Below are 19844 nucleotides of genomic sequence, written 5' to 3'. Positions count from 1 at the left end.
CGCACGTCAGTGGTGAGGGGAGCGCACCACGTGAGGATTCGGCTGCTCGGACCGATCGACGTCGTGGTGGACGGGACCCCTCGTGCGGTGCGCGGGTTGCGCCGCAAGGCGGTGCTCGCTGTGCTTGCGCTGCAACACGGACACATCGTCAGCGTTGCACGGCTCGTCGACAGCGTGTGGAGTGACAACGGGCATCCACCGGTCGCGAACACGTTGCAGAGCCACGTGTCGCACCTGCGTCAGGTGCTGGGGAGCCGGACGTCGATCGTGGCGCGACCGCCCGGCTACCTGCTCGACGTCGGCTCTGGCGACACCGACGTCGAGGAAGCCGAACGCCTGATCCGGCAAGGAACGCGGTCGGACGACAGTGCCGTGGCCGCAGGGCAGTTGCGCGGCGCGTTGGCGTTGTGGCGCGGCTCGGCACTGGAGGACGTCGCCGGACTGGCCTGGCTGGAAGGGCAGGCCGAGCGCCTGAACCAGTTGCGGGCGCAGGCGGTCCGGGCCCTGCTCGAGGTCCGGCTGGACCTCGGAGAGCACGCGGAGCTGGTGCGTGACCTGGAGTTGCTGGCGGTGGAGCACCCGCTCGACGAGCAGATCCACGGCCAGCTCATGCTCGCGCTGTACCGCAGCGGCAGGCAGGCGGACGCTCTGGCCGTCTTCCGCCGCCTGCGGAGTGCTCTCGTCGGCAACCTCGGCGTCGACCCGACCCTGGCGCTGCGCGAGCTCGAGGCCCAGATGCTGCGGCACGATCCCGGCCTCAGCCCGCCGCCCGCGCCGGTGACGGTGAGCCGGCCACCGCTGCCGGTCCCGGCGCAGCTGCCGTTGGAGGTGAGAGGGTTCGCCGGTCGCGAGCCCGAGCTCGCGGGTCTCGACGCGCTGCTGGCCCAGGCGAACGGGCCGACCGTGCTCGTCGTTGTGCTGTCCGGATCCGCCGGGGTGGGGAAGACAGCGCTCGCCGTGCACTGGGCGCGTCGCGTGGCGAGTGAGTTTCCGGACGGGCAGCTGTACGTGAACCTGCGCGGCTACGACCCGAGTGGCTTGGTGACGAGCTCCGCCGACGCCGTTCGGGGGTTCCTGGAGGCGCTCGGCGTGCCGCCGCATCGGATACCGGTCGGCGCGGACGCGCAGGCTGCCCAGTTCCGGAGCCTGCTCGCCGGACGGCGGATGCTGGTCGTGCTGGACAACGCCCGCGACGCCGGGCAGATCCGGCCACTGCTGCCCGGCGCGCCCGGCTGCCTGGTCGTGGTTACCAGCCGCGATGAGCTGGCCGGCCTGGTCGGCATCGAGGGCGCGCACCCGATCACCCTCGGCCTGCTCACGAACGACGAGTCGCGGCAGCTGCTGGCGTTTCGCCTCGGCGCCGATCGGATCGCGGCCGAACCACGCGCGGCGGACGAGATCAGCGCCCGGTGCGCACGGCTGCCGCTCGCGCTCGTCGTCGTGGCCGCCCGCGCCGCCACGCACCCGCTGTTCAGCCTGCGGGCGCTGGCGGAAGAACTCGGCGACAGCCGCGAACGGCTCGACGCACTCGCCGGGGGTGACCTGGTCGCGGATGTGCGAGCGGTGTTCTCGTGGTCCTACCGCACGCTCACCCCCAAGGCGGCGCGGATGTTCCGGTTGCTCGGCCTGCACCGGGGACCGGACGTCTCGGCCGCCGCGGCGGCGAGTCTCGCCGGGCTCGCGGTGCGCGAGGCGCGGCACCTGCTGAGGGAGCTTGCTCGTGCGCACCTGATCGTCGAGCACCTGCCCGACCGGTACGCGTTCCACGACCTTCTGCGTGCCTACGCCGCCGAACTCGCGGAGCACACGGACTCCGCCGAGCAGCGCGACGCGGCGATCCGCCGCGTGCTGGACCACTACCTGCACACGGCGTACCGCGCGGCCGTGGTGCTGAACCCGCACCGCGACCCGATCAAGTTGCCCGCACCGGACCACGCCACGACCCCTGAAGCCTTCACCGATCACCACGTGGCCATCGAGTGGTTCAGCACCGAACACGCCGTCCTGATTGCCGCACTGCGTCAGGCCTTGCGGCACGGCCTCGATCACCACGCCTGGGCGCTGGCGTGGTCGATGCACACCTACTTCAACCGTCGCGGACGCTGGCACGACTGGGCCGTCGTGTGGCAGGTCGGGGTGGACGCGGCCACGAGACTGGCGGACCCACTCGCCCGTGCCCACGCCCACCGCGGCCTCAGCTGGGCCTACGACAAGCTGAGCCGCCACGAGCACGCCAGGGTCCATCTGCTGCACGCCCTCGAGCTGTGGGCCGAGGCAGGCGACCCCGTCGGCCAGGCCGACGTCCACCTGGACCTGGGCAGGGGACTCGCGATCGAGGGCCGGTTCGCCGATGCCATGCATCACGCCCGCCACGCGCTCGACCTGTACAAGGAGGCCGACCACCCCGACGGGCTGGCGCTCGCGCTCAACAACATGGGCATGGCGTCAGTTGAGCTCGGCGACTACGAGCGCGGACTCGAGTGCTGCCGCGAATCCCTTGCCCTGCACCAGGAAGCCGACAACCTCGACGGTGAAGCCGGCGCCTGGGACAGCCTTGGTTACGCCTACCACCACCTGGGCGACCACGCCGCCGCCATCGACGGCTATCAGCACGCGCTCGACCTGTACCGCGACCTCGGCGACCGCTTCGAGGTCGCCGCGACCCTCGCGAACCTCGGCGACAGCAGGCACTCCGCGGGTGACGAGGCCAGGGCGCGCGAGGCGTGGCGGGAAGCACTGTCGATCCTCGACGACCTCGATCACCCCGATGCCGACCGGCTGCGCGCGAAGCTCCGCGCCGACGGGTCGCGGGCCTGAGCAATCCTCCCCACCCGCGCTGCAACGGCGCTGACCCCGTCACGTCAGCCCCGTTGCAGCACTCGATGTCACGGTGCAGGTGACAGATCGAGTTGAAGGGGGAACAAGGACATGAAGCGCATCATCCGAATCGCGGCCGGGCTCGCCGTCGCGGCGATGACGGTCGTCGGCCTCGGAGCCGTCACCGCGTCAGCGGGAGCACCGGGGCAGGTACCTGACGGGATCAAGGTGCCCGCCAGCAACAGACAGATCGCTTTCCTGCACGCGCACGGCGTCCAGACCTACCAGTGCACCAACGGTGCGTGGGGCTTCCTGCAGCCCGACGCGATCCTGGAGAGCTACGGCAGGGCAGTGGTGCTCCACAGCAGGGGTCCTGTGTGGACGTCGGTCGAGGACGGCAGCTCGGTGACCGCCACGACGGTCGCCAGCTCGCCGGTGCCGCTCGCCGTCCCCCAGTTGCTGCTGAGGGCCACCAGCAACCGCGGCCCTGGCCTGCTCGGTGCGGTCACGTTCGTCCAGCGGCTGAACACCACCGGCGGCCTCTCGCCGACCGGTGCCTGCAAGGAGGGGTCGACCGCGTCGATCCCGTACACCGCCGACTACGCGTTCTGGGTCGCCACACCCTAGTCAGAGGGCACGCGCCACCATCCCGATTCCCAGAAAGGCAACGAGGACTTGAGAATCCACAGTTTGCTCGGCCTTGCCGCGACGCTCATGGCCATGGCTGTGAGCGGGCCCGGCGTCGCCCACGCCGGTTCCGGCCAGCCGCCGGCGGTGTCCATCGCGGCGGACGACTTCCACGAGTTCGTCAACACGGCCACCGACAAGTGCGTCGACGTCGTCAAGGGCTCCAAGGAGACCGGCGCGCGCGTTCACCAGTGGGACTGCGAGCGGGACCCCAGTCAGCTGTGGGCGTCGATCGACCTCGGCAACGGCTTCGTCCAGTTCGTCAACAAGAACAGCGGCAAGTGCCTGAGCCTCGTGTGGGGCACGCTGGTCGTCGACCAGCAGTCCTGCAACGCGACCGACCAGCGCCAGTGGTGGCAGTGGGCGCCCGCGGACGTGTTCGGCAACCTCGTGCTGGTGACTCCTCCCGCCGGAGGCAGCGCGTGCCTGGCCCTGCTGCCGTTCTCCCACAGGAACGGCACCAGGATCGGAATCGCCGACTGCGCGACCACCTCGTCGCAGATCTGGCACTCCGAGTAGTGCGGGCCTGAACCAATCGCGGGATGCGCTGGTGACCTCGTGGCACCAGCGCATCCCGCCGCCCTGACGCCTGGGCTATCCCTCGCGCCTGTGGGTTGACAGAACTCTGCACTCACCGACCGTCGTGTCCGGACTTGTTGTGGCCGTACGCATGTACGAAACGCACTCGAACAGGAAACTCAGCGTGTGGCCGTCCCCAGTGGACTCCTAGTGGGCCGGTCTACCTCGACCACATTGCGACCACACCCATCGATCTTGGGGTAACGCCGAGGGCGGGGAGCCGAAGGCGGCCACGGTCGCGACGCGCGAGGCGTCGCCGACGAGGGCGACGATGTCGGCGAGCGAGCCGGAGCCGGCGGTGTCCAGCGCGGCGTCGACGCCTCCGGGGCTGCTGCGGTGACCCGCTCGGCCAGGCCTTCGCCGTAGGTGACGGGTCTCGCGCCGAGTTCGCGGAGGAAGTCGTGGTTGGCCTTGCTCGCGGTGCCGATCACCGTGGCGCCACGGGCGGCGGCGATCTGCACGGCGGCGGCGCCCTGCCCCAGACCGAACACCTGGTCACCGGACTTGACACCGGTGACGCCCCTCGCCGATCTCGTCGACGACACCGGTCGCGTCGCTCCCGGTGATGGAGGGGAACGTCGTCGGCATGATCTCGGACATGTAGCCGGCCTGGATCTTCCAGTCGATCGGGTTCATGCTCGTGGCCTGGACTTTGATCCGGATCTCTCCAGGTCCGGCGTGCGGATCCGGGGCGTTCTCGACGGTGAGGACGTGCGGGTCGCCGAACTCGTGGAAATGAACTGCACGCTGCAGGATCTGAAGGACCGCGTGCTGGACGTGGCGGACTTCCTCGCCGCTGCGGACCGGGTGGCCGCGGTGGCTCCGCGCTCGACCCGCAGGTGGTCGCGAAGTTGCTCGGTGCCCTATGCCTCGCAGCTCGCGGACGCGTTTCCGTTCGCCGTGGGGCACAACCCTGAGTCGGCATGACCGGATCGCCAGTCCGAAGGTCTGTTCGCCGAGTGAGGTCCGTCCGATTCGGAAGGCGAATTCCCCGATCGACGTCATTGCGCACTCAACGCTATGGCCGTCGACGAAGGCCTGCACGACGGCGAGACGGAAGGATCAGCGCGGTGCGGCTCACCCTCGTCCTGGCGGCGTCTGTTCGAGCAGCGCGGCGACCTCACCGGGGTGTGCGGCCGGGCTCGTGGTCCTGATCCCGTTGCTCCACCCCAGGTCCTCACGCCAGCGCAGCACAGGACCGCGTCCGGTGACGACCTGGCCGCGCATCGGACGTGTCGGGGTGAGTTCCAGCACTACCTGGGCGACGTCGATGCCTTCGCGGGCAAGGGCGGCCACGACGTTGTCGAAGTACCGGGCGAGTGCAACGGGCGTGTGTCTATCGCGGGTCTGGTGCACCGCGAGCCTCCTGTGGGCCGTGGGAACCCACAGACCTTGCGTCGCTTGGAGCAGCCGTCCCAGGGCACAAAGTCCCGATGTTGCAGGGATCTCCGGACGACCTGACCGCTCGGATCCGGATGCGGTCGCCGAGTGATCCTGCGGGATCGCAGCACTGTGGAGGGTCTCGTGCTCGGTCGGCGGTCCGACCGTGTGGCTCTGTCTCGGCCAGCGGCCTGGCGACCACGGGCGGCAGACGGGGCCGCGACTCGTCGAAATCAACAGGGCGTTCTTCCTCCTTTCCGAACAACGTTGTGCCGTAGCGCCCTGGCGGCCGGAGACCATCAGTCCACGAATCGTCACCAGCGAAGGTTCCCGTCTGGCAGGACTTCGGGCTCTGAAGGTCCGCTGCCGCGCGAACGAGGTTGGACGAGCTTCTTCCGGACGACTCAGGAGAGATTCGTGACGGTACTGGTCCCCACCCCGGTCGAGGTTCATGCCGGCGCCTCGCCTGCTCGGCCGAAAGGCTCGTTGCTGCTGGCGTTGTTCCGCACCACGGACCACAAGCAGATCGGCGTCATGTACCTGGTCGCCACGTTCGCGTTCTTCATGGTCGGGGAGCCATGGCGATGCTGATCCGGGGCGAGCTGGCGCGACCGGGACTGCAGTTCCTGTCCGCCGAGCAGTACAACCAGCTGTTCACGATGCACGGCACGGTCATGCTGCTGCTCTACGCGACCCCGAGCGTGTTCGGGTTCGCCAACTTCGTCCTGCCGCTGCAGATCGGCTCGCCCGACGTCGCCTTCCCCAGGCTGAACGCGGTGTCGTTCTGGCTGTTCGTCTTCGGCGGCCTGCTGATGCTGGGTGGGTTCGTCACGCCCGGTGGTGCCGCTGACTTCGGCTGGTTCGCCTACGTGCCCCTGTCGGGCGTGGAGCATTCACCCGGTGCCGGCGCCAACCTGTGGATCGTCGGTGTCGCCGTGGGCGGCCTGGGCACGATCCTAGGCGCGGTCAACATGGTCACGACCGTGGTCTGCCTGCGCGGTCCCGGCATGACGATGTGGCGGATGCCGATCTTCACCTGGAACGTCCTGGTGAAGAGCATCCTGGTGCTCATCGTCTTTCCGATCCTGACGGCGGCCGGATTCGGGTTGCTGGCGGACCGCCTGCTGGCGGCGCACGTGTTCGACCCGGCCAACGGCGGCGTCGTGTTGTGGCAGCACATGTTCTGGTTCTTCGGCCATCCCGAGGTGTACATCCTGGCGTTGCCGTTCTTCGGGGTCGTCTCCGAGATCATCCCGGTGTTCTCCCGCAAGCCCGTCTTCGGCTACAAAGGACTGGTCTGGGCGACGCTGTCGATCGCCGCGCTGTCGCTCGCGGTGTGGGCGCACCACATGTACGCCACCGGGGCCGTGCTGCTGCCGTTCTTCGAGTTGCTGACGTTCCTCGTCGCCATCCCGACCGGCATCAAGTTCTTCAACTGGATCGGCACGATGTGGAAGCGACAACTCACCTTCGAGTCACCCATGCTGTTCTCCGTGGGCTTCCTGGTGACCTTCCTCTTCGGAGGGTTGAGCGGTGTCCTGCTCGCCGCGCCACCACTGGACTTCCACGTCTCGGACACGTACTTCGTGGTGGCCCACTTCCACTACGTCCTCTACGGGACGATCGTGTTCGCGACGTTCGCCGGCATCTACTTCTGGTTCCCGAAGATCACCGGCAGGATGATGGACGAAGGCCTGGCGAAGCTGCACTTCTGGACGACGTTCGTCGGATTCCACACCACGTTCCTGGTGCAGCACTGGCTCGGCAACCAGGGCATGCCCCGCCGCTACGCCGACTACCTGCAGACGGACGGCTTCACCACTCTCAACACGCTGTCCACCATCGGCGCCTACGTCTTGGGCGCCTCGACGCTGCCGTTCATCTGGAACGTCGTCCGCAGCTACCGGTACGGCGAGGCCGTCACCGTCGACGATCCGTGGGGTTTCGGCAACTCGCTCGAATGGGCCACTTCGTGCCCGCCTCCGCGGCACAACTTCACCGAACTGCCCCGCATCCGCTCGAACAGGCCCGCCTTCGACCTGCACCATCCCCACATGGTCGAACGCAGCCGGCGCGAGGCGCACGTCGGCTTCACCGGCAGGGAACTGCCCGGTGATCACAACATCGGCTGAGCGGTGGCCGGGGCGTTCAGGCGAGCAGGTCGAGCTCGTTCTGCAGGGCCTCGGTGAGCACGAGCAGGTCGGGCACACGATCTGGATCGGCGACCACCATGATGGTGAACGCGTCCGCATAGGACAGGGCCGCGAACGCCACCGTCACGTTGCCGGTGGTGGCCGACAGCGGGATGAGGGCGACGACCTGCGCGCCGCCCAGACGCATCGGGTGATCGGGGCCGTGCACGTTGGTCACGACGGTGTGCACCATGCGTTGGTGGTTCATGAACCAGTCCGCCATCCCGAGGACTTTCAACGTCCGGAAAATGGGCGCGACTGACGTGACTGACCTCTTGTGTGACCGGGTGATGGCGGCGATTCGCGTCAGACGGGAACAGGGGTCGCCGCCGGTCGGCAGGGCGACGGGCATGACACCGGTGCTGTTGCCGAGGTGAGTGGCGGTGGTCGAGCGGCGCGTCGACACGGGAATCGAGACGACCAGTTCGTCGAGGTGGTCACCGCGACCGTTCAGCACCGTGCCCAACGCGCCTGTGACGACGGTGAGCAGAGCATCGTTGACCGTTCCGCCGCAGCGGTGCGCGGCAGCGTGCAGCCTGGAGACGCTGGTCCGTGTCATGGTCTGCCGCCGCCGTGATCCGGTGGGGTGGTTCAGGGAGCAGCGCGAGCCGAGTGACGGCCACCCCAGCCCGGCGAACGAGTTGCGGCCAGGCAGCCTCAGCCGGGTGGTCCAGGCGTCTTTCGCGAGTTCCCGGCGCGAAGGCGCGGGAGCGGGAAAGGGCACGATCTCGGCCTGCGGTGCGCCGTCGACCAGGTTCGCCAGCACGGCCAAGCCACCGATGCCGTCGGACAACACGTGGTGGAACACCAGGACCAGTGCTGCCTTGTCCTCTGCCAGCCCGATGACCAGCGTCGCCGACCAGAGTGGCGATGACTGGGGCAACGGACGAGTCACCAACGAGGAGGCGATGCCCAGCAGCGCCGCATCGTCGCCGGGAGCCGGGCAGACCACCCGATGCACGTGCCGGGAGATGTCGAACCCGGCATCGTCGACCCAGACCGGGCGACCACAGCCGAAGGGCGCCCGGACCAGACGCCGGCGCAGCCGCGGAACGGTCCGGACGCGGTCCGCGAGCACGGCCTCGACACCGCCGGGGTCCCGTTCCAGCACCACCACGGCGCCGACCTGCATGCCAGAGGCCAGCGACACCAGGTCGTCGGAGCTCGTCCGGTCGATCATCAGAGGTACCATTCGGCCCGCTCTTTGATGCCGCGCAACATCTTCTGCTCCATCACCAGGCTTCCCGGCTCCATCACGAGCTGGTTGAACCACCGGACGAACGGTGAAGCGTCGGGGACGGCGATGCGGTTGCGGCTGATCAGCCTGGTGGCGCCGGGGATCTCCTGCAGCACGAACGCCCAGACCCACCGGCCGTCGTCGGAACGCAGCACGAGCGCGTGATCGGGTTCGAGAACCTCCACCAGCAGCTTCGGGCCGCCGTCGCCGACCGGCAGGACGTCACCGATGTGCAGGTCCTGGAACTGCGGGAGGATCTCGTCCGCGCTGTGCATGTTCAAGCCGAACAGGTTCTCGAGCCAGTCGTAGGTGTAGGCGCCGCCGCGCCCGCTGCCCATCTGCACCAGCCATGGCCAGATGCGGCTGGGAGGTGTTTCGACGGTGATCGCGCGGGTGGTCAGCAGGTCGGGCCGGAGCAGCAGGTCGTCACCGGGCAACGTGGCCTGTGCCTCCTCGTCGGTCGCGCCCCAGGTCTGGCACCACTCGCGCCACAACAGCGGGTACGACGCCACCGCCGCTGCGGTGACGCCCGCTGCCAATCCAACGATTCTGGTCGTCCTCATGAGTCCTACGGTGCTTCAGCCTGTGCGGCTTGCTCAGGGTCGTAGGACCCGACCTGGCAAGGCCCTCGCTGGGGTCGAACTTCACGTCGTCACGGCGCGGCGCAGCCGCCACGTGCCCAACGCGAACAGAGCGACCGCGAATCCCAGCCGCACACCCAAGTGCGGCAGCACCGTGAGGAGGTCGCCGCCGCGCCGGGTCAATGCTGAGAACGCGTCGTTGGCCCAGCCATGCGGGGTGGCGAACGCGACCGTCCGCAGCGCTGGGCTGAAGGACTCGATCGGCACGATGCAGCCGCGAAGAAGGTGCCGGCGAGACCCAGCGGAATGACGAAAACGAGCACGTACGTCGCCCGGTCTCGCGCCCGTGAACGCAGGTCTCATGCGGCGATCAGCAGTGCGTAGCGCGGGATCACTTCCGCAGCGTTTTCCCGGTGAGGTGCCGGAAAACCGTCTCCAAATCGGGCTCGGTCACCTCGACGGACCACACCACGACAGTTTCTGCGGGACGTATTCGACGAGTCGTTTGGCGGCGATGGCACGTGTCGACATCGGCTGCCCGGCCACGTGTACATCACCCGCGGCGGCTGCGAGGGCTCCCGTCACCTTCTCCTCGGATGATTCCCGCCGAGCGCGCTCGCGTGATCGCCTGCGATACAGGGCCTTACGTCCCGCACCGGCAGGGGCCGACTTCTTCGGATCAGTTGTCGAGCATGCCGGGGCCGAACACCTCGTATCGGATGTCGTCGGCGTGCACGCCTCGCCGGAGAAGTCCCGCGCGCATGTCGCGCATGAACGTGATCGGTCCGCACAGGTATGCGATGGCGTTGGGCGGCAAGGGGATCGTGTTCACGTCGACGAGACCCGGCTGTCCGCCGTCGCCACCGTTCTCGTACCAGGTGAGCTGCTGGAAGCCGGCGAGGCGGGCGTACTCGGCGCGATGTGCGTGCCGGTCGGGCGAGGTCTCGGCGTGCACGGCGACGACCGGGCGGGCCGGCTGCGTGGCGGCGAGCTGGTCGAGCATCGACAACATCGGGGTGATCCCGATGCCCGCGCTGATCAGCACCACGGGCCGGTCGCCAGGCTCGAGCGTGACCTCACCTGCCGGTGGCCCGACGAGCACGGTGTCGTCGGCGTGCACGTTGTCGTGCAGGAAGTTCGACACCGCGCCGTCCGGGGCGCCGTCCGCGCCGCGGACTCGTCGCACGGTGATGCGGAGCTCGCCGCGGCCGGATGACTGTGACAGGGAGTACTGGCGAGGCTGTCGGTGCCCGTCCGGCAGGTCGACGGCGATCGACACGTACTGCCCCGGCTCGAACGCCGGAACCGGTCCGCCGTCGTCGGGCAGCAAGGTGAAGGACACCGTGTCGACTGCTTCCTCGTCGCGCTTCGCGATGCGCCAGGGACGCCACACCGTGGCAGGGCTGACTCCCGCCTGCTGGTACAGGCCCGCTTCGGCGGCGATCAGCGTGACGGCGAACAGCCAGTAGACCTCGTCCCAGGCAGCCGCGACCTCGGGGGTGACGGCGTCGCCGAGCACGGTGGCCACGGCGCCGATCAGGTGCTTGCCGACGATCGGGTACTGGTCGGATCGCACGCCGAGCGAGACGTGCTTGTGGGCGATGCGTTCCGCGATCGGGCCGAACGGCGTGCCGTCGAGCAGGTGCTGGGCGTAGGCGACCACCGCGGCGGCCAGCGCGATCTGTTGCTTGCCGCTGGCCTGGTTGCCGCGGTTGAACAGGTTCAGCAGTTCCGGGTGCGCGGCGAACATCGACGGGTAGAACTCGGCGGTGATCTCGGCGGCATGGTCGCGGACCACGGGCAAGGTCGCGCGGACCACGGCAGCCGAAGCAGCTGAAAGCACAGGGGTCTCCTCGATGATGGACTTACGCGGGAGGGCGGGCAGCGAGGCGGGAGCGCCTGACTGTTCGCGTTCCGATCACATCTCGAGCTTGCGCGATCAGCATCAGTTGAATGCAGTTAGGAACGTCGCTTCCCGGTCAGGACCTTCGTCCCGGGAGTCGCGGTCTGAAGGCTCCAGAGAGAAGCGGTCAGCTTCGTTCCCAGCCACGGCGAGGTGCGCGGCTGCCGAGTTCGGTGTCACGGCTGCGGTAGACGATGTAGGGCCTCGTGAGGTAGCCGAGTGGTGCTGAGAAGACGTGCACCAGCCGGCTGAACGGCCAGAACGCCACGAGCGTCCAAGCAGAGAGCGCGTGCAGCTGGAACCCGAGCGGCGCCACCTCCATCAACTCCGGCTTCGGCTGGAAGTAGAAGATCGACCGGAACCACGGTGAGACGGTCTCGCGGTAGTCGTGCGGGTGCTCGGTGAGGTTGCCGAGCACGGTGGTGCCGAGGCCGAGCACGATGGTGCCGATCAGCAGCACGTACATGATCTTGTCGTTGCGGGTGGTGGCGGAGAACACCGGGCCGACGGTGCGGCGCCGGTAGACCAGGATCGCCGCGCCCGCGAGCGTCATCGCGCCGGCGAGAACTCCAAGTACGACGGCGAGCGCGTGGTAGACGGTCTCGCTGACTCCCACAGCTTCGGTCCAGGACTTGGGGATGAGGACGCCGCCGACGTGTCCCAGCGCCACCAGCAGGATGCCGAAGTGGAACAGCGGGCTTCCCAGGCGCAGCAACCTGTTCTCGTAGAGCTGGGAGGAACGGGTGGTCCAGCCGAACTTGTCGTAGCGGTAGCGCCAGAAGTGGCCGACGACGAAGACTGCGATCGACACGTACGGGACGACGACCCAGAACAGAGTGGTCATCGGGCACCTCCGGGCAGGAACGGGGCGAGGCCGACCTCTTCCTCGGGCGGGCCAACGGCTGCGAGGCGGGCTACGGCGTCCTCGTCACGACCTACCAGCGGGGGCAGGGTCGCGGAGACGGACTCGAGCACGTAGGCCCAGGGTGACTTGGCTTCGCGCAGCCCGAGCCGGATCAGTTCGAGCCCCGCACGGTGTTCGATCATGAGCCGTTTGCCGGCTTCGGGGTCGCCCGTGGCGGCGAACTCGAGTACGACGGAAAGGTGGTCGGGGAGTTCGTCGTCGCCGATCAACAGTCCGGCTCGGCGATAGGCGTGTTTGAATCGCAGCAGTGCCATCCCGCGTTTGCGGGTGTCGCCGTAGGCGAAGTAGGTGAGGTATGGACTGAACTTCTTGCGGTGATCGAATGTTGTGACGTAGTCCGCCGTGAGTTCGATCAACGGCGTCGCGTCCAGGTGGTCGAGGAACGCGTGCAGGGGAGCGCCGACTCGTTCGGGCAGCGCGTCCGCGGCGTTGCGCAACAGCGGCCGACGATCGAGGAGTTGCTCGTCCGGGTAGCTCATCAGCAGGGACTGCGCCTGCCACGCGATGGCGTTCACGGCTGCCTCCTCGGCGGCACCGGGTTGCCGCGGCCGTCCCAGTTGAGCAGGTTGACTTTTCCCTCGCGTTGGCGGGCTTCGAGCATGCGGAAGTTCTCCACAGCGATCGGGGAGGCGCCTCCTGAGCTCTCGCCGAACGGGCCGGATCCGCCCATACCGGGGCCGCCGTCGTAGTCGAGACTGCACTCGGTGGCGAGTTCTTCCAGCCCGTGTGCCTGTTCGGCGTGCGCGGGCGGGATGACGTAGCGGTCCTCGTACTTGGCCAGCGCGAGGAGCCGGTACATGTCGTAGATCTGCTCGCCGGTCATGCCGACCTTGGCCGGGATCGCCTCCTGTGGCTCGCGGCCGAGGTTTATGTCGCGCATGTAGGACCGCATGGCGGCCAGCTTGTGCAGTGCGTCGTTGACCGGTTCGGGGTCGCCTGCGGTGAACAGGCGGGCGAGGTACTCGACCGGGATCCGCAACGCGTCGATGGCGGCGAACAGGTTGCCGTGGTCCTCGGCGTCGTACCCGGTGTCGCGTACGACGTCGACGACCGGTGAGAGGGGCGGGATGTACCAGACCATCGGCATGGTGCGGTATTCCGGATGCAGCGGCAGCGCGACCCGGTAGGTGCTGATCAACGCGTGTACGGGGGAGCGCTGGGCGGCTTCGACCCAGTCGTGGGGGATCCCGGCCTGTTCGGCCGCCCGCACGACTTGTGGGTCGTGCGGGTCGAGGAACACCTGCCGCTGTGCTTCGAGGAGCTCGTGTTCGTCCTCGACGGACGCGGCCTCCAGGACGCGGTCGGCGTCGTACAGGACGAGACCGATGTAGCGCAGGCGGCCGACGCAGGTTTCCGCGCACACCGTGGGTAGACCGACTTCCACGCGTGGGAAGCAGAAGGTGCATTTCTCGGCCTTGCCGGTGCGGTGGTTGAAGTAGACCTTCTTGTAGGGGCAGCCGGACACGCACATGCGCCAGCCGCGGCAGCGGTCCTGGTCGACCAGCACGATGCCGTCCTCGGCTCGCTTGTAGATCGCACCGGACGGGCAGGAGGCCGCGCACGACGGGTTGAGGCAGTGTTCGCAGATGCGGGGCAGGTAGAACATGAAGGTCTGTTCGAACTCGAAGCGGACCTTGTCCTCGATGCCCTTGATCAACGGGTCCTTCGTCGCGAGTTCCGGGGCGCCCGCGAGGTTGTCGTCCCAGTTGGCCGACCACTTGATCTTCGTGTGCTTTCCGCTGATCAGTGATCGGGGCCGTGCGACCGGCGTGTGCTCCTGCAGCGGGGCGTTGGTGAGGATCTCGTAGTCGTAGGTCCAGGGTTCGTAGTAGTCGTCGATGCTGGGCAGCTTGGGGTTGCTGAAGATGGTGAGCAGCTTGCGCAACCGCCCGCCGCCTTTGAGCACCAGCCGGCCCCGCCGGTTGCGGACCCAGCCACCGAGCCATTTCTCCTGGTCCTCATAGGTGCGCGGATACCCTTGTCCCGGGCGGGTTTCCACGTTGTTGAACCAGACGTACTCGACGCCGGATCGGTTGGTCCACGCCTGCTTGCAGGTGACCGAACACGTGTGGCAGCCGATGCACTTGTCGAGGTTCATCACCATCGCCATCTGTGCCATGACGCGCATCAGTAGGTCACCTCCTGGCTGCGGCGGCGGATCATGGTGACCTCGTCGCGCTGGTTGCCGGTCGGGCCGAGGTAGTTGAAGGCGAACGACAGCTGGGCGTAGCCGCCGATGAGGTGGCTGGGTTTGATCAGAAGCCGGGTCAGCGAGTTGTGGATGCCTCCGCGCTTGCCGGAGGTCTCGCTGCGCGGCACGTCGATCAGCCGATCCTGGGCGTGGTGCATGTACACGGTGCCTTCGGGCATCCGGTGCGACACGATCGCCCGCGCGACCACGACGCCGTTGCGGTTGACCGCCTCGATCCAGTCGTTGTCCGCGACACCGATCTTCGCCGCGTCCTCTTTGGACATCCAGATGGTCTGGCCGCCGCGGGACAGGCTGAGCATGAGCAGGTTGTCCTGGTACTCGGAGTGGATGGACCACTTCGAGTGCGGCGTCAGGTACCGCACGGTGATGCCCAGCTCGCCCTGCTCACCGATCGCCGGCTCGTCGAACAACGCGGTCATGTTCAACGGAGGCCGGTAGACCGGCAGGCATTCGCCCATCTCGCTCATCCAGTCGTGGTCCAGGAAGAAGTGCTGCCGTCCGGTGAGCGTGTGCCAGGGCTTGAGGCGCTCGACGTTGATGGTGAACGGCGAGTACCTGCGCCCACCGGTCTCCGAACCGGACCACTCCGGCGACGTGATCACCGGAACCGGAGCCGCCTGGGTGTCGGCGAAGGTGATCTGCTTGCCCTCGTGCTCGGCGGCCAGATCCGCGAGCTGTGTGCCGGTGCGTTTCTCCAACGTCCGGAACCCCTGTGTCGCAAGATGGCCGTTCGTGGTCCCGGACAACGCGAGGATCGCCTCGCAGGCATGGACGTCGCGGACCAGAGATGGCCGGCCGTCAGCCGGACCGCCGCGCACCGTGCCGTTCTTGTGCTTGAGGTACTCGACTTCGCGCTCGACCCGGTAGGTGATGCCCTTGGTCGTCGCGCCGAGCTCATCGGCGAGCGGGCCGAGCGCCCCCATCTTCGCCGCGATCGCGGTGTAGTCACGTTCGACTACCGTCAGACGAGGCATGGTGACGCCGGGGATCGGCTCGCACTCGCCGGCCTTCCAGTCCAGGACGCGGCCGTGCGGCGTGGCGAGCTCGTCCGGCGTGTCGTGCAGCAGGGGAGTTGCGACGACATCCTTGCGCACGCCAAGATGCTTTTCGGCGAGCCTGCTGAACACCTCCGCTATGGCCTGGAACGCGGCCCAGTCGGTCCGCGTTTGCCACGGCGGCGCGATCGCCGGGTTGAACGAGTGCACGAACGGATGCATGTCTGTGGTGTTGAGGTCGTGCTTCTCGTACCAGGTCGCGGCGGGCAGCACGACGTCCGAGAAGATCGTGGTGCTGGTCATCCGGAAGTCCAGTGACAGCAACAGGTCCAGCTTGCCGGTCGGGGCGCCGACATCTTCCTCGCGCAGCGACGAGTCAGTGCCCAGCAGGTGCTTGAGGAAGTACTCGTTGCCCTTGGCAGACGAGCCCAGCAGGTTGGCGCGCCAGACGCTGAGGATCCGCGGGAAGTTTTCGGGCGTGTCCGGTTCTTCGCACGCGAAGTTCAGCCGGCCCGCCTTGAGTTCGTCCACGACGTAGTCCGCCGCGGGCTTGCCGGACGACGTCGCGTCGTCGGCGAGGTCGAGCGGGTTGCGGTCGAACGTGGGGTAGGAGGGCATCCAGCCCATTCGCGCTGACTGCGTGATCAGCTCATGAGTGCTCTTGCCGCCCAGCGAGGCGAACTTGTCATAGCGGAACTGGTCGGTGTGCAGGTACCAGTACGCGGTCTGGATCATTTGCCGCGGTGGCCGCGACCAGTCGAGGCCGAACGCGAGCTGTGACCACCCGGTGATGGGGCGGCATTTCTCCTGGCCGACGTAGTGCGCCCAGCCGCCGCCGTTGACGCCCTGGCAGCCGGTGAGCGTGGTGAGCGCGAGGAAGGCGCGGTAGATGGTGTCGGAGTGGAACCAGTGGTTCGTCCCAGCCCCCATGATGATCATCGAGCGGCCGCGGGACTCCTCGGCGTTGCGCGCGAACTCCCGGCCGATCCTGGCCGCGGCCTGCGCCGGCACACCGGTGATGTTCTCCTGCCACGCGGGCGTGTATGGCTCATCCGCGTCGTCGTAACCGCTGGGCCACACGCCAGGCAGTCCGGACCGGTACACGCCGTACTGCGCGAGCATCAGGTCGAACACCGTGGTGACGAGCTGGCCGTTGACGCGCTGCACGGGCACGCCCCGGCGCATCGCGCCAGGTTCGTCGAAACGCGGGAGCTCGACGACCGCGGAGTCACCGCCTTCCATCGACAGCAACGGATCCGTGACACCGAGGTCGAGGTTCCAGTGTCCAGCACCCTGCTCGCCGAAGCGGAAGCCGAGCGAGCCGTTCGGAATCACGGGCGTGCCGGTGACCGAGTCCATCACCACGGTCTTGAATGCCGCGTTCTCACCGGCGAGCGCTCCGTAGAGGTCCTCGCCGGTCAGGAACTTCCCCGGCACGTAGGCGTCGCCTCGATGCTCCAGCCTCACCAGAAACGGCAGGTCGGTGTACTTCTTGACGTAGTCGGTGAAGTACGGCACTTGCCGGTCGACGAAGAACTCACGCAGGATCACATGACCCATCGACATCGCCAGCGCACCATCGGTGCCGGGCTTCGCGGCCAGCCACTCGTCGGCGAACTTCACGTTGTCGGCGTAGTCCGGCGACACCGCGACGACCTTCTGGCCGCGGTAGCGCGCCTCCGCCATCCAGTGCGCGTCCGGCGTGCGGGTCACCGGGACGTTCGAGCCCCACATGATCAGGTACCCGGCGTCCCACCAGTCCCCGGACTCCGGTACGTCGGTCTGGTCGCCGAACACCTGCGGGGAAGCCACGGGCAGGTCGGCGTACCAGTCGTAGAACGACAACATCGACCCACCGAGCAGCGACACGAACCGCGCGCCCGAGGCGTGCGAGACCATCGACATCGCCGGGATGGGAGAGAACCCGGCGACGCGGTCCGGCCCGTACTTCTTGATCGTGTGGACGTGGGCTGCGGCGATCATCTCGGTAGCCTCGTCCCACGACGCACGCACCAGTCCGCCCTTGCCGCGCGCGGCCTTGTAGCGCCGAGCCCGCTCCGGGTCTTCCACGATCTCACCCCAGGCCAGTACCGGGTCGCCAGTGCGGGCCTTGGCTTCGCGGTACATCTCCAGAAGCAGACCGCGGACGTACGGGTAGCGGATCCGTGTGGGCGAGTAGGTGTACCAGGAGAACGCCGCGCCGCGCGGACAGCCGCGAGGCTCGTACTCCGGTCGATCGGGGCCGACGGACGGGTAGTCGGTCTGCTGGGCCTCCCAGGTGATGATCCCGTCCTTGACGTAGACCTTCCACGAGCAGGAGCCGGTGCAGTTGACGCCGTGCGTCGAACGCACGACTTTGTCGTGGCTCCACCGGTCCCGGTAGAACTCGTCGGCCTGTCTCCCGCCGATCTGGTGCAGCGTGCGGAGGTCGTCGGAGACCTCGGCACGGGTGAAGAACCGGCGGGTGCGCACCAGCGCGTCGATCAGTTCGTTGTCCACTACCTGTCGCCCTTCTCCGCACGGCGAACCACGGTCAGCGTGAAGACTGCTGCCGCGGTGGCGACGAGCGCCAGAGCCGCAAGGCCCACCGCGTAAGACGAGAACGCGCCGTACAACGCGCCCATGACCAGCGGCGGAACGAATCCGCCCAAACCTCCGGCCGCACCGACCACACCGGTGACCGAACCAACCTTCGCAGCGGGGGTCAGCAACGCGACCAACGCGAACACCGCACCGCTGCCCGCTCCGAGAGCAGCGGCCATCGACAAGAACGCGGCCGTGCCGATAGGCATCAGCGAGGGAGTGAACGCCTGAGTGAGCGCGCCGAGTGCCACGACGGCGAGAGCGACGGTCAACACTCGCACCGGGCCCACCCGATCGGACAGCCAACCGCCGATGGGTCGCATCAGGACGGCCACGAGCACGAACCCCGCCATGCGGTTGGACGCGTCGTCCTGCACCAGCCCGTAGCCGGTCTTGAGGTAAGCGGGCAGGTACACCGAGAAGGCGACGTACCCACCGAACGCGACGGCGTACAGCGCGGACGCCTGCCAGGTCACCGGTAACCGGAGCGTCGCGGCGAGCCTGCGCCCGACCGACTCCACCGGCACCGGCCGCTGCGGAGCATCGCGCAGGATCAAAGCCGCAGCGGCGGCGTACACCGCGAGCACGACGGCGGTCACGATGAACGGCGTTGCGACGCCTCCTGACCTCACCAGAGGCACTGTGGTGAGCGCGCTGATCGCGGTGCCGCCCATGCCGGCGCCGAACACGCCGATCGCCAGCCCACGACGCTCCGGCGGGAACCACGCGTTCACGAACGGCACCCCGACCGCGAACGCGGTGCCGCCGAGTCCCAGGAAGAAGCCGCCGATCAGGAGCGCGGCCAGAGACGAGTGCCCGGCCAGTCCGAGGAACAGCACCGGGATGATCGTGATCGCAGAAACGAGCGGGAACATCACGCGACCGCCGAACCGGTCCGTCAGCGCGCCCACCGGAATGCGGCCCAGCGACCCGACGACCACCGGCACCGCCACCAGCAGCGCCTGCTGGAACGAGCTCAGCCCCAACTCGTCCTTGAACATCGGACCGAGCGGGCTGAGCAGAGCCCACGCCCAGAAATTCACCGCGAATCCGGCGGTGGCCATCGCCAGCATCACCAGGCGCTGTTTGGTCGCCGCTGGTCCTTCTGCCCGCATCGTCGTGGTCATCGTCGGTCCCGACTCGTCACTGGCACTCGGTGTCCCTCACCGGCACGTTCAGACTCCGACGCGGGCCATGCCACGTCACAGGGATCAAGGGCTGCCGAGCGGAGGGACCAAAGTCCCTGATCGCCAACACCCGAGTGGCGGAACACGATCCGACGGAGCGAGAGGTAGAACGGGTGGACGGCTAACGCAGCGTGTGGGTGGCAGGACGTCCGACACCGAGATGCCGCCTGCGATCGACTCTCGGGACTGTGTCGCTCCAGCCGAAGTCCCAGAGCCGGATACCCAGGTTCGCTACCGGTTTCACTGCCAGTCGCTGCCGCGCACTGCTTGGCAATGGTCCAGGCGCGGCGTGCGAATCGTGTGCGAGTGGCATGCCGACTTCCGGCTGGAGAGCACCGAAGGCGCCTGGAAACCGTGAAGGTGTTCCTCGTCGTGCTGAGGATCTATAAGTTCCCCACACGAGCTTTATCCGCGATCACGTCTTCCAGTCCTCTGTAGAACCTGTGCTGAAGGACATGCAACGGGACACCAGGACAGCCAAGGACTGCTGCGAGAAGCTTTGGCCGTCGTGCAGACAAGGGTCCAAAGGCTTGGACGGGGCGGGCACGTCCGCTCTGCTCAGCCCC

The 19844-nt window shown here is 67.9% G+C and carries 15 protein-coding genes and 1 pseudogene; 5 read left to right on the top strand and 11 right to left on the bottom strand.

Going from position 1 to position 19844, the window contains the following annotated elements; translation table 11 throughout:
- Positions 1 to 30 precede the first annotated feature (30 nt).
- The 3 genes from SK854_RS05050 to SK854_RS05040 all read left to right on the top strand — a co-directional run bounded on the left by SK854_RS05050 (position 31) and on the right by SK854_RS05040 (position 4023).
- Positions 31 to 2817 carry an AfsR/SARP family transcriptional regulator gene (locus tag SK854_RS05050; RefSeq protein WP_319973794.1) on the top strand — a complete coding sequence of 929 codons (2787 nt, stop codon included), beginning with the start codon at positions 31 to 33 and terminating at the stop codon, positions 2815 to 2817.
- 111 nt (positions 2818 to 2928) lie between these two features.
- Positions 2929 to 3444 (top strand): DUF3455 domain-containing protein, encoded by a 516-nt coding sequence (locus SK854_RS05045; protein ID WP_319973793.1) that lies wholly within the window; start codon positions 2929 to 2931, stop codon positions 3442 to 3444.
- 93 nt (positions 3445 to 3537) lie between these two features.
- Positions 3538 to 4023: an RICIN domain-containing protein gene (locus tag SK854_RS05040; protein WP_319973792.1), complete on the top strand. Its 486-nt coding sequence runs from the start codon at positions 3538 to 3540 to the stop codon at positions 4021 to 4023.
- Between the two features lie 555 nt (positions 4024 to 4578).
- Here SK854_RS05040 and SK854_RS05035 read toward each other — a convergent pair.
- Positions 4579 to 4746, bottom strand: a complete 168-nt coding sequence (locus SK854_RS05035) for an alcohol dehydrogenase catalytic domain-containing protein (RefSeq protein ID WP_406601733.1) — start codon at positions 4744 to 4746, stop codon at positions 4579 to 4581.
- Between the two features lie 15 nt (positions 4747 to 4761).
- Between SK854_RS05035 and SK854_RS05030 the strand changes: the two genes are divergently transcribed.
- Entirely contained in the window at positions 4762 to 5010 is a 249-nt protein-coding gene (locus tag SK854_RS05030; RefSeq protein WP_319973790.1) for a hypothetical protein, read from the top strand.
- A gap of 150 nt (positions 5011 to 5160) precedes the next feature.
- Here the strand turns inward: SK854_RS05030 and SK854_RS05025 are convergent, their stop codons facing one another.
- A complete protein-coding gene (locus SK854_RS05025) occupies positions 5161 to 5439 on the bottom strand; it encodes a hypothetical protein (protein WP_319973789.1) in 279 nt (92 codons plus the stop codon).
- A 441-nt stretch (positions 5440 to 5880) separates the two neighbouring features.
- Between SK854_RS05025 and ctaD the strand changes: the two are divergent.
- Positions 5881 to 7595: pseudogene (ctaD, locus tag SK854_RS05020) on the top strand (aa3-type cytochrome oxidase subunit I).
- Between the two features lie 16 nt (positions 7596 to 7611).
- On the opposite strand, the gene SK854_RS05015 reads toward ctaD, so the two are convergent.
- From SK854_RS05015 to SK854_RS04975, 9 genes are all read right to left on the bottom strand, one after another.
- Positions 7612 to 8835 carry a wax ester/triacylglycerol synthase domain-containing protein gene (locus tag SK854_RS05015; protein WP_319973788.1) on the bottom strand — a complete coding sequence of 408 codons (1224 nt, stop codon included), beginning with the start codon at positions 8833 to 8835 and terminating at the stop codon, positions 7612 to 7614.
- On the bottom strand, positions 8835 to 9455 hold the full coding sequence (locus SK854_RS05010) for an SRPBCC family protein (protein WP_319973787.1): 621 nt from the start codon (positions 9453 to 9455) through the stop codon (positions 8835 to 8837). The genes SK854_RS05015 and SK854_RS05010 overlap by 1 nt, the downstream gene beginning before the upstream one ends.
- Positions 9456 to 9536: 81 nt before the next feature.
- Positions 9537 to 9740 (bottom strand): ABC transporter permease, encoded by a 204-nt coding sequence (locus tag SK854_RS05005; protein ID WP_319973786.1) that lies wholly within the window; start codon positions 9738 to 9740, stop codon positions 9537 to 9539.
- Positions 9741 to 10152: 412 nt separating this feature from the next.
- Positions 10153 to 11316, bottom strand: coding sequence for a globin domain-containing protein (locus tag SK854_RS05000; RefSeq protein WP_319973785.1), 1164 nt, complete (start codon positions 11314 to 11316; stop codon positions 10153 to 10155).
- Positions 11317 to 11503: 187 nt separating this feature from the next.
- Positions 11504 to 12220: a respiratory nitrate reductase subunit gamma gene (gene narI / locus SK854_RS04995; RefSeq protein ID WP_319973784.1), complete on the bottom strand. Its 717-nt coding sequence runs from the start codon at positions 12218 to 12220 to the stop codon at positions 11504 to 11506.
- Positions 12217 to 12780, bottom strand: coding sequence for a nitrate reductase molybdenum cofactor assembly chaperone (gene narJ, locus SK854_RS04990; protein WP_319973844.1), 564 nt, complete (start codon positions 12778 to 12780; stop codon positions 12217 to 12219). The genes narI and narJ overlap by 4 nt, the downstream gene beginning before the upstream one ends.
- Before the next feature lie 32 nt (positions 12781 to 12812).
- The gene (gene narH, locus SK854_RS04985) at positions 12813 to 14429 is read right to left on the bottom strand and encodes a nitrate reductase subunit beta (RefSeq protein ID WP_319973783.1); all 1617 of its coding nucleotides are present in this window, start codon (positions 14427 to 14429) and stop codon (positions 12813 to 12815) included.
- A complete protein-coding gene (locus SK854_RS04980) occupies positions 14429 to 18007 on the bottom strand; it encodes a nitrate reductase subunit alpha (RefSeq protein ID WP_319973782.1) in 3579 nt (1192 codons plus the stop codon). Before SK854_RS04980 ends, narH begins: the two co-directional genes overlap by 1 nt.
- Positions 18007 to 19218: an MFS transporter gene (locus tag SK854_RS04975; RefSeq protein WP_319973781.1), complete on the bottom strand. Its 1212-nt coding sequence runs from the start codon at positions 19216 to 19218 to the stop codon at positions 18007 to 18009. The genes SK854_RS04980 and SK854_RS04975 overlap by 1 nt, the downstream gene beginning before the upstream one ends.
- Positions 19219 to 19844 lie beyond the last annotated feature (626 nt).

This window comes from Lentzea sokolovensis, from assembly GCF_033949975.1.
In the GTDB taxonomy this organism is placed as follows: domain Bacteria; phylum Actinomycetota; class Actinomycetes; order Mycobacteriales; family Pseudonocardiaceae; genus Lentzea; species Lentzea sokolovensis.
The sequence above is the reverse complement of the archived record's forward strand: the minus strand, read 5'-3'. Positions and strand labels throughout refer to the sequence as shown.

Bases quoted from the DNA above. Each gene is read 5' to 3' on its own strand.
- SK854_RS05045 (WP_319973793.1), top strand. From the start codon at position 2,929: ATGAAGCGCATCATCCGAATCGCGGCCGGGCTCGCCGTCGCGGCGATG.
- SK854_RS05040 (WP_319973792.1), top strand. From the start codon at position 3,538: ATGGCTGTGAGCGGGCCCGGCGTCGCCCACGCCGGTTCCGGCCAGCCG.
- SK854_RS05015 (WP_319973788.1), bottom strand. From the start codon at position 8,835: ATGATCGACCGGACGAGCTCCGACGACCTGGTGTCGCTGGCCTCTGGC.
- SK854_RS05010 (WP_319973787.1), bottom strand. From the start codon at position 9,455: ATGAGGACGACCAGAATCGTTGGATTGGCAGCGGGCGTCACCGCAGCG.
- narI (WP_319973784.1), bottom strand. From the start codon at position 12,220: ATGACCACTCTGTTCTGGGTCGTCGTCCCGTACGTGTCGATCGCAGTC.
- narJ (WP_319973844.1), bottom strand. From the start codon at position 12,780: ATGAGCTACCCGGACGAGCAACTCCTCGATCGTCGGCCGCTGTTGCGC.
- narH (WP_319973783.1), bottom strand. From the start codon at position 14,429: ATGCGCGTCATGGCACAGATGGCGATGGTGATGAACCTCGACAAGTGC.
- SK854_RS04975 (WP_319973781.1), bottom strand. From the start codon at position 19,218: ATGACCACGACGATGCGGGCAGAAGGACCAGCGGCGACCAAACAGCGC.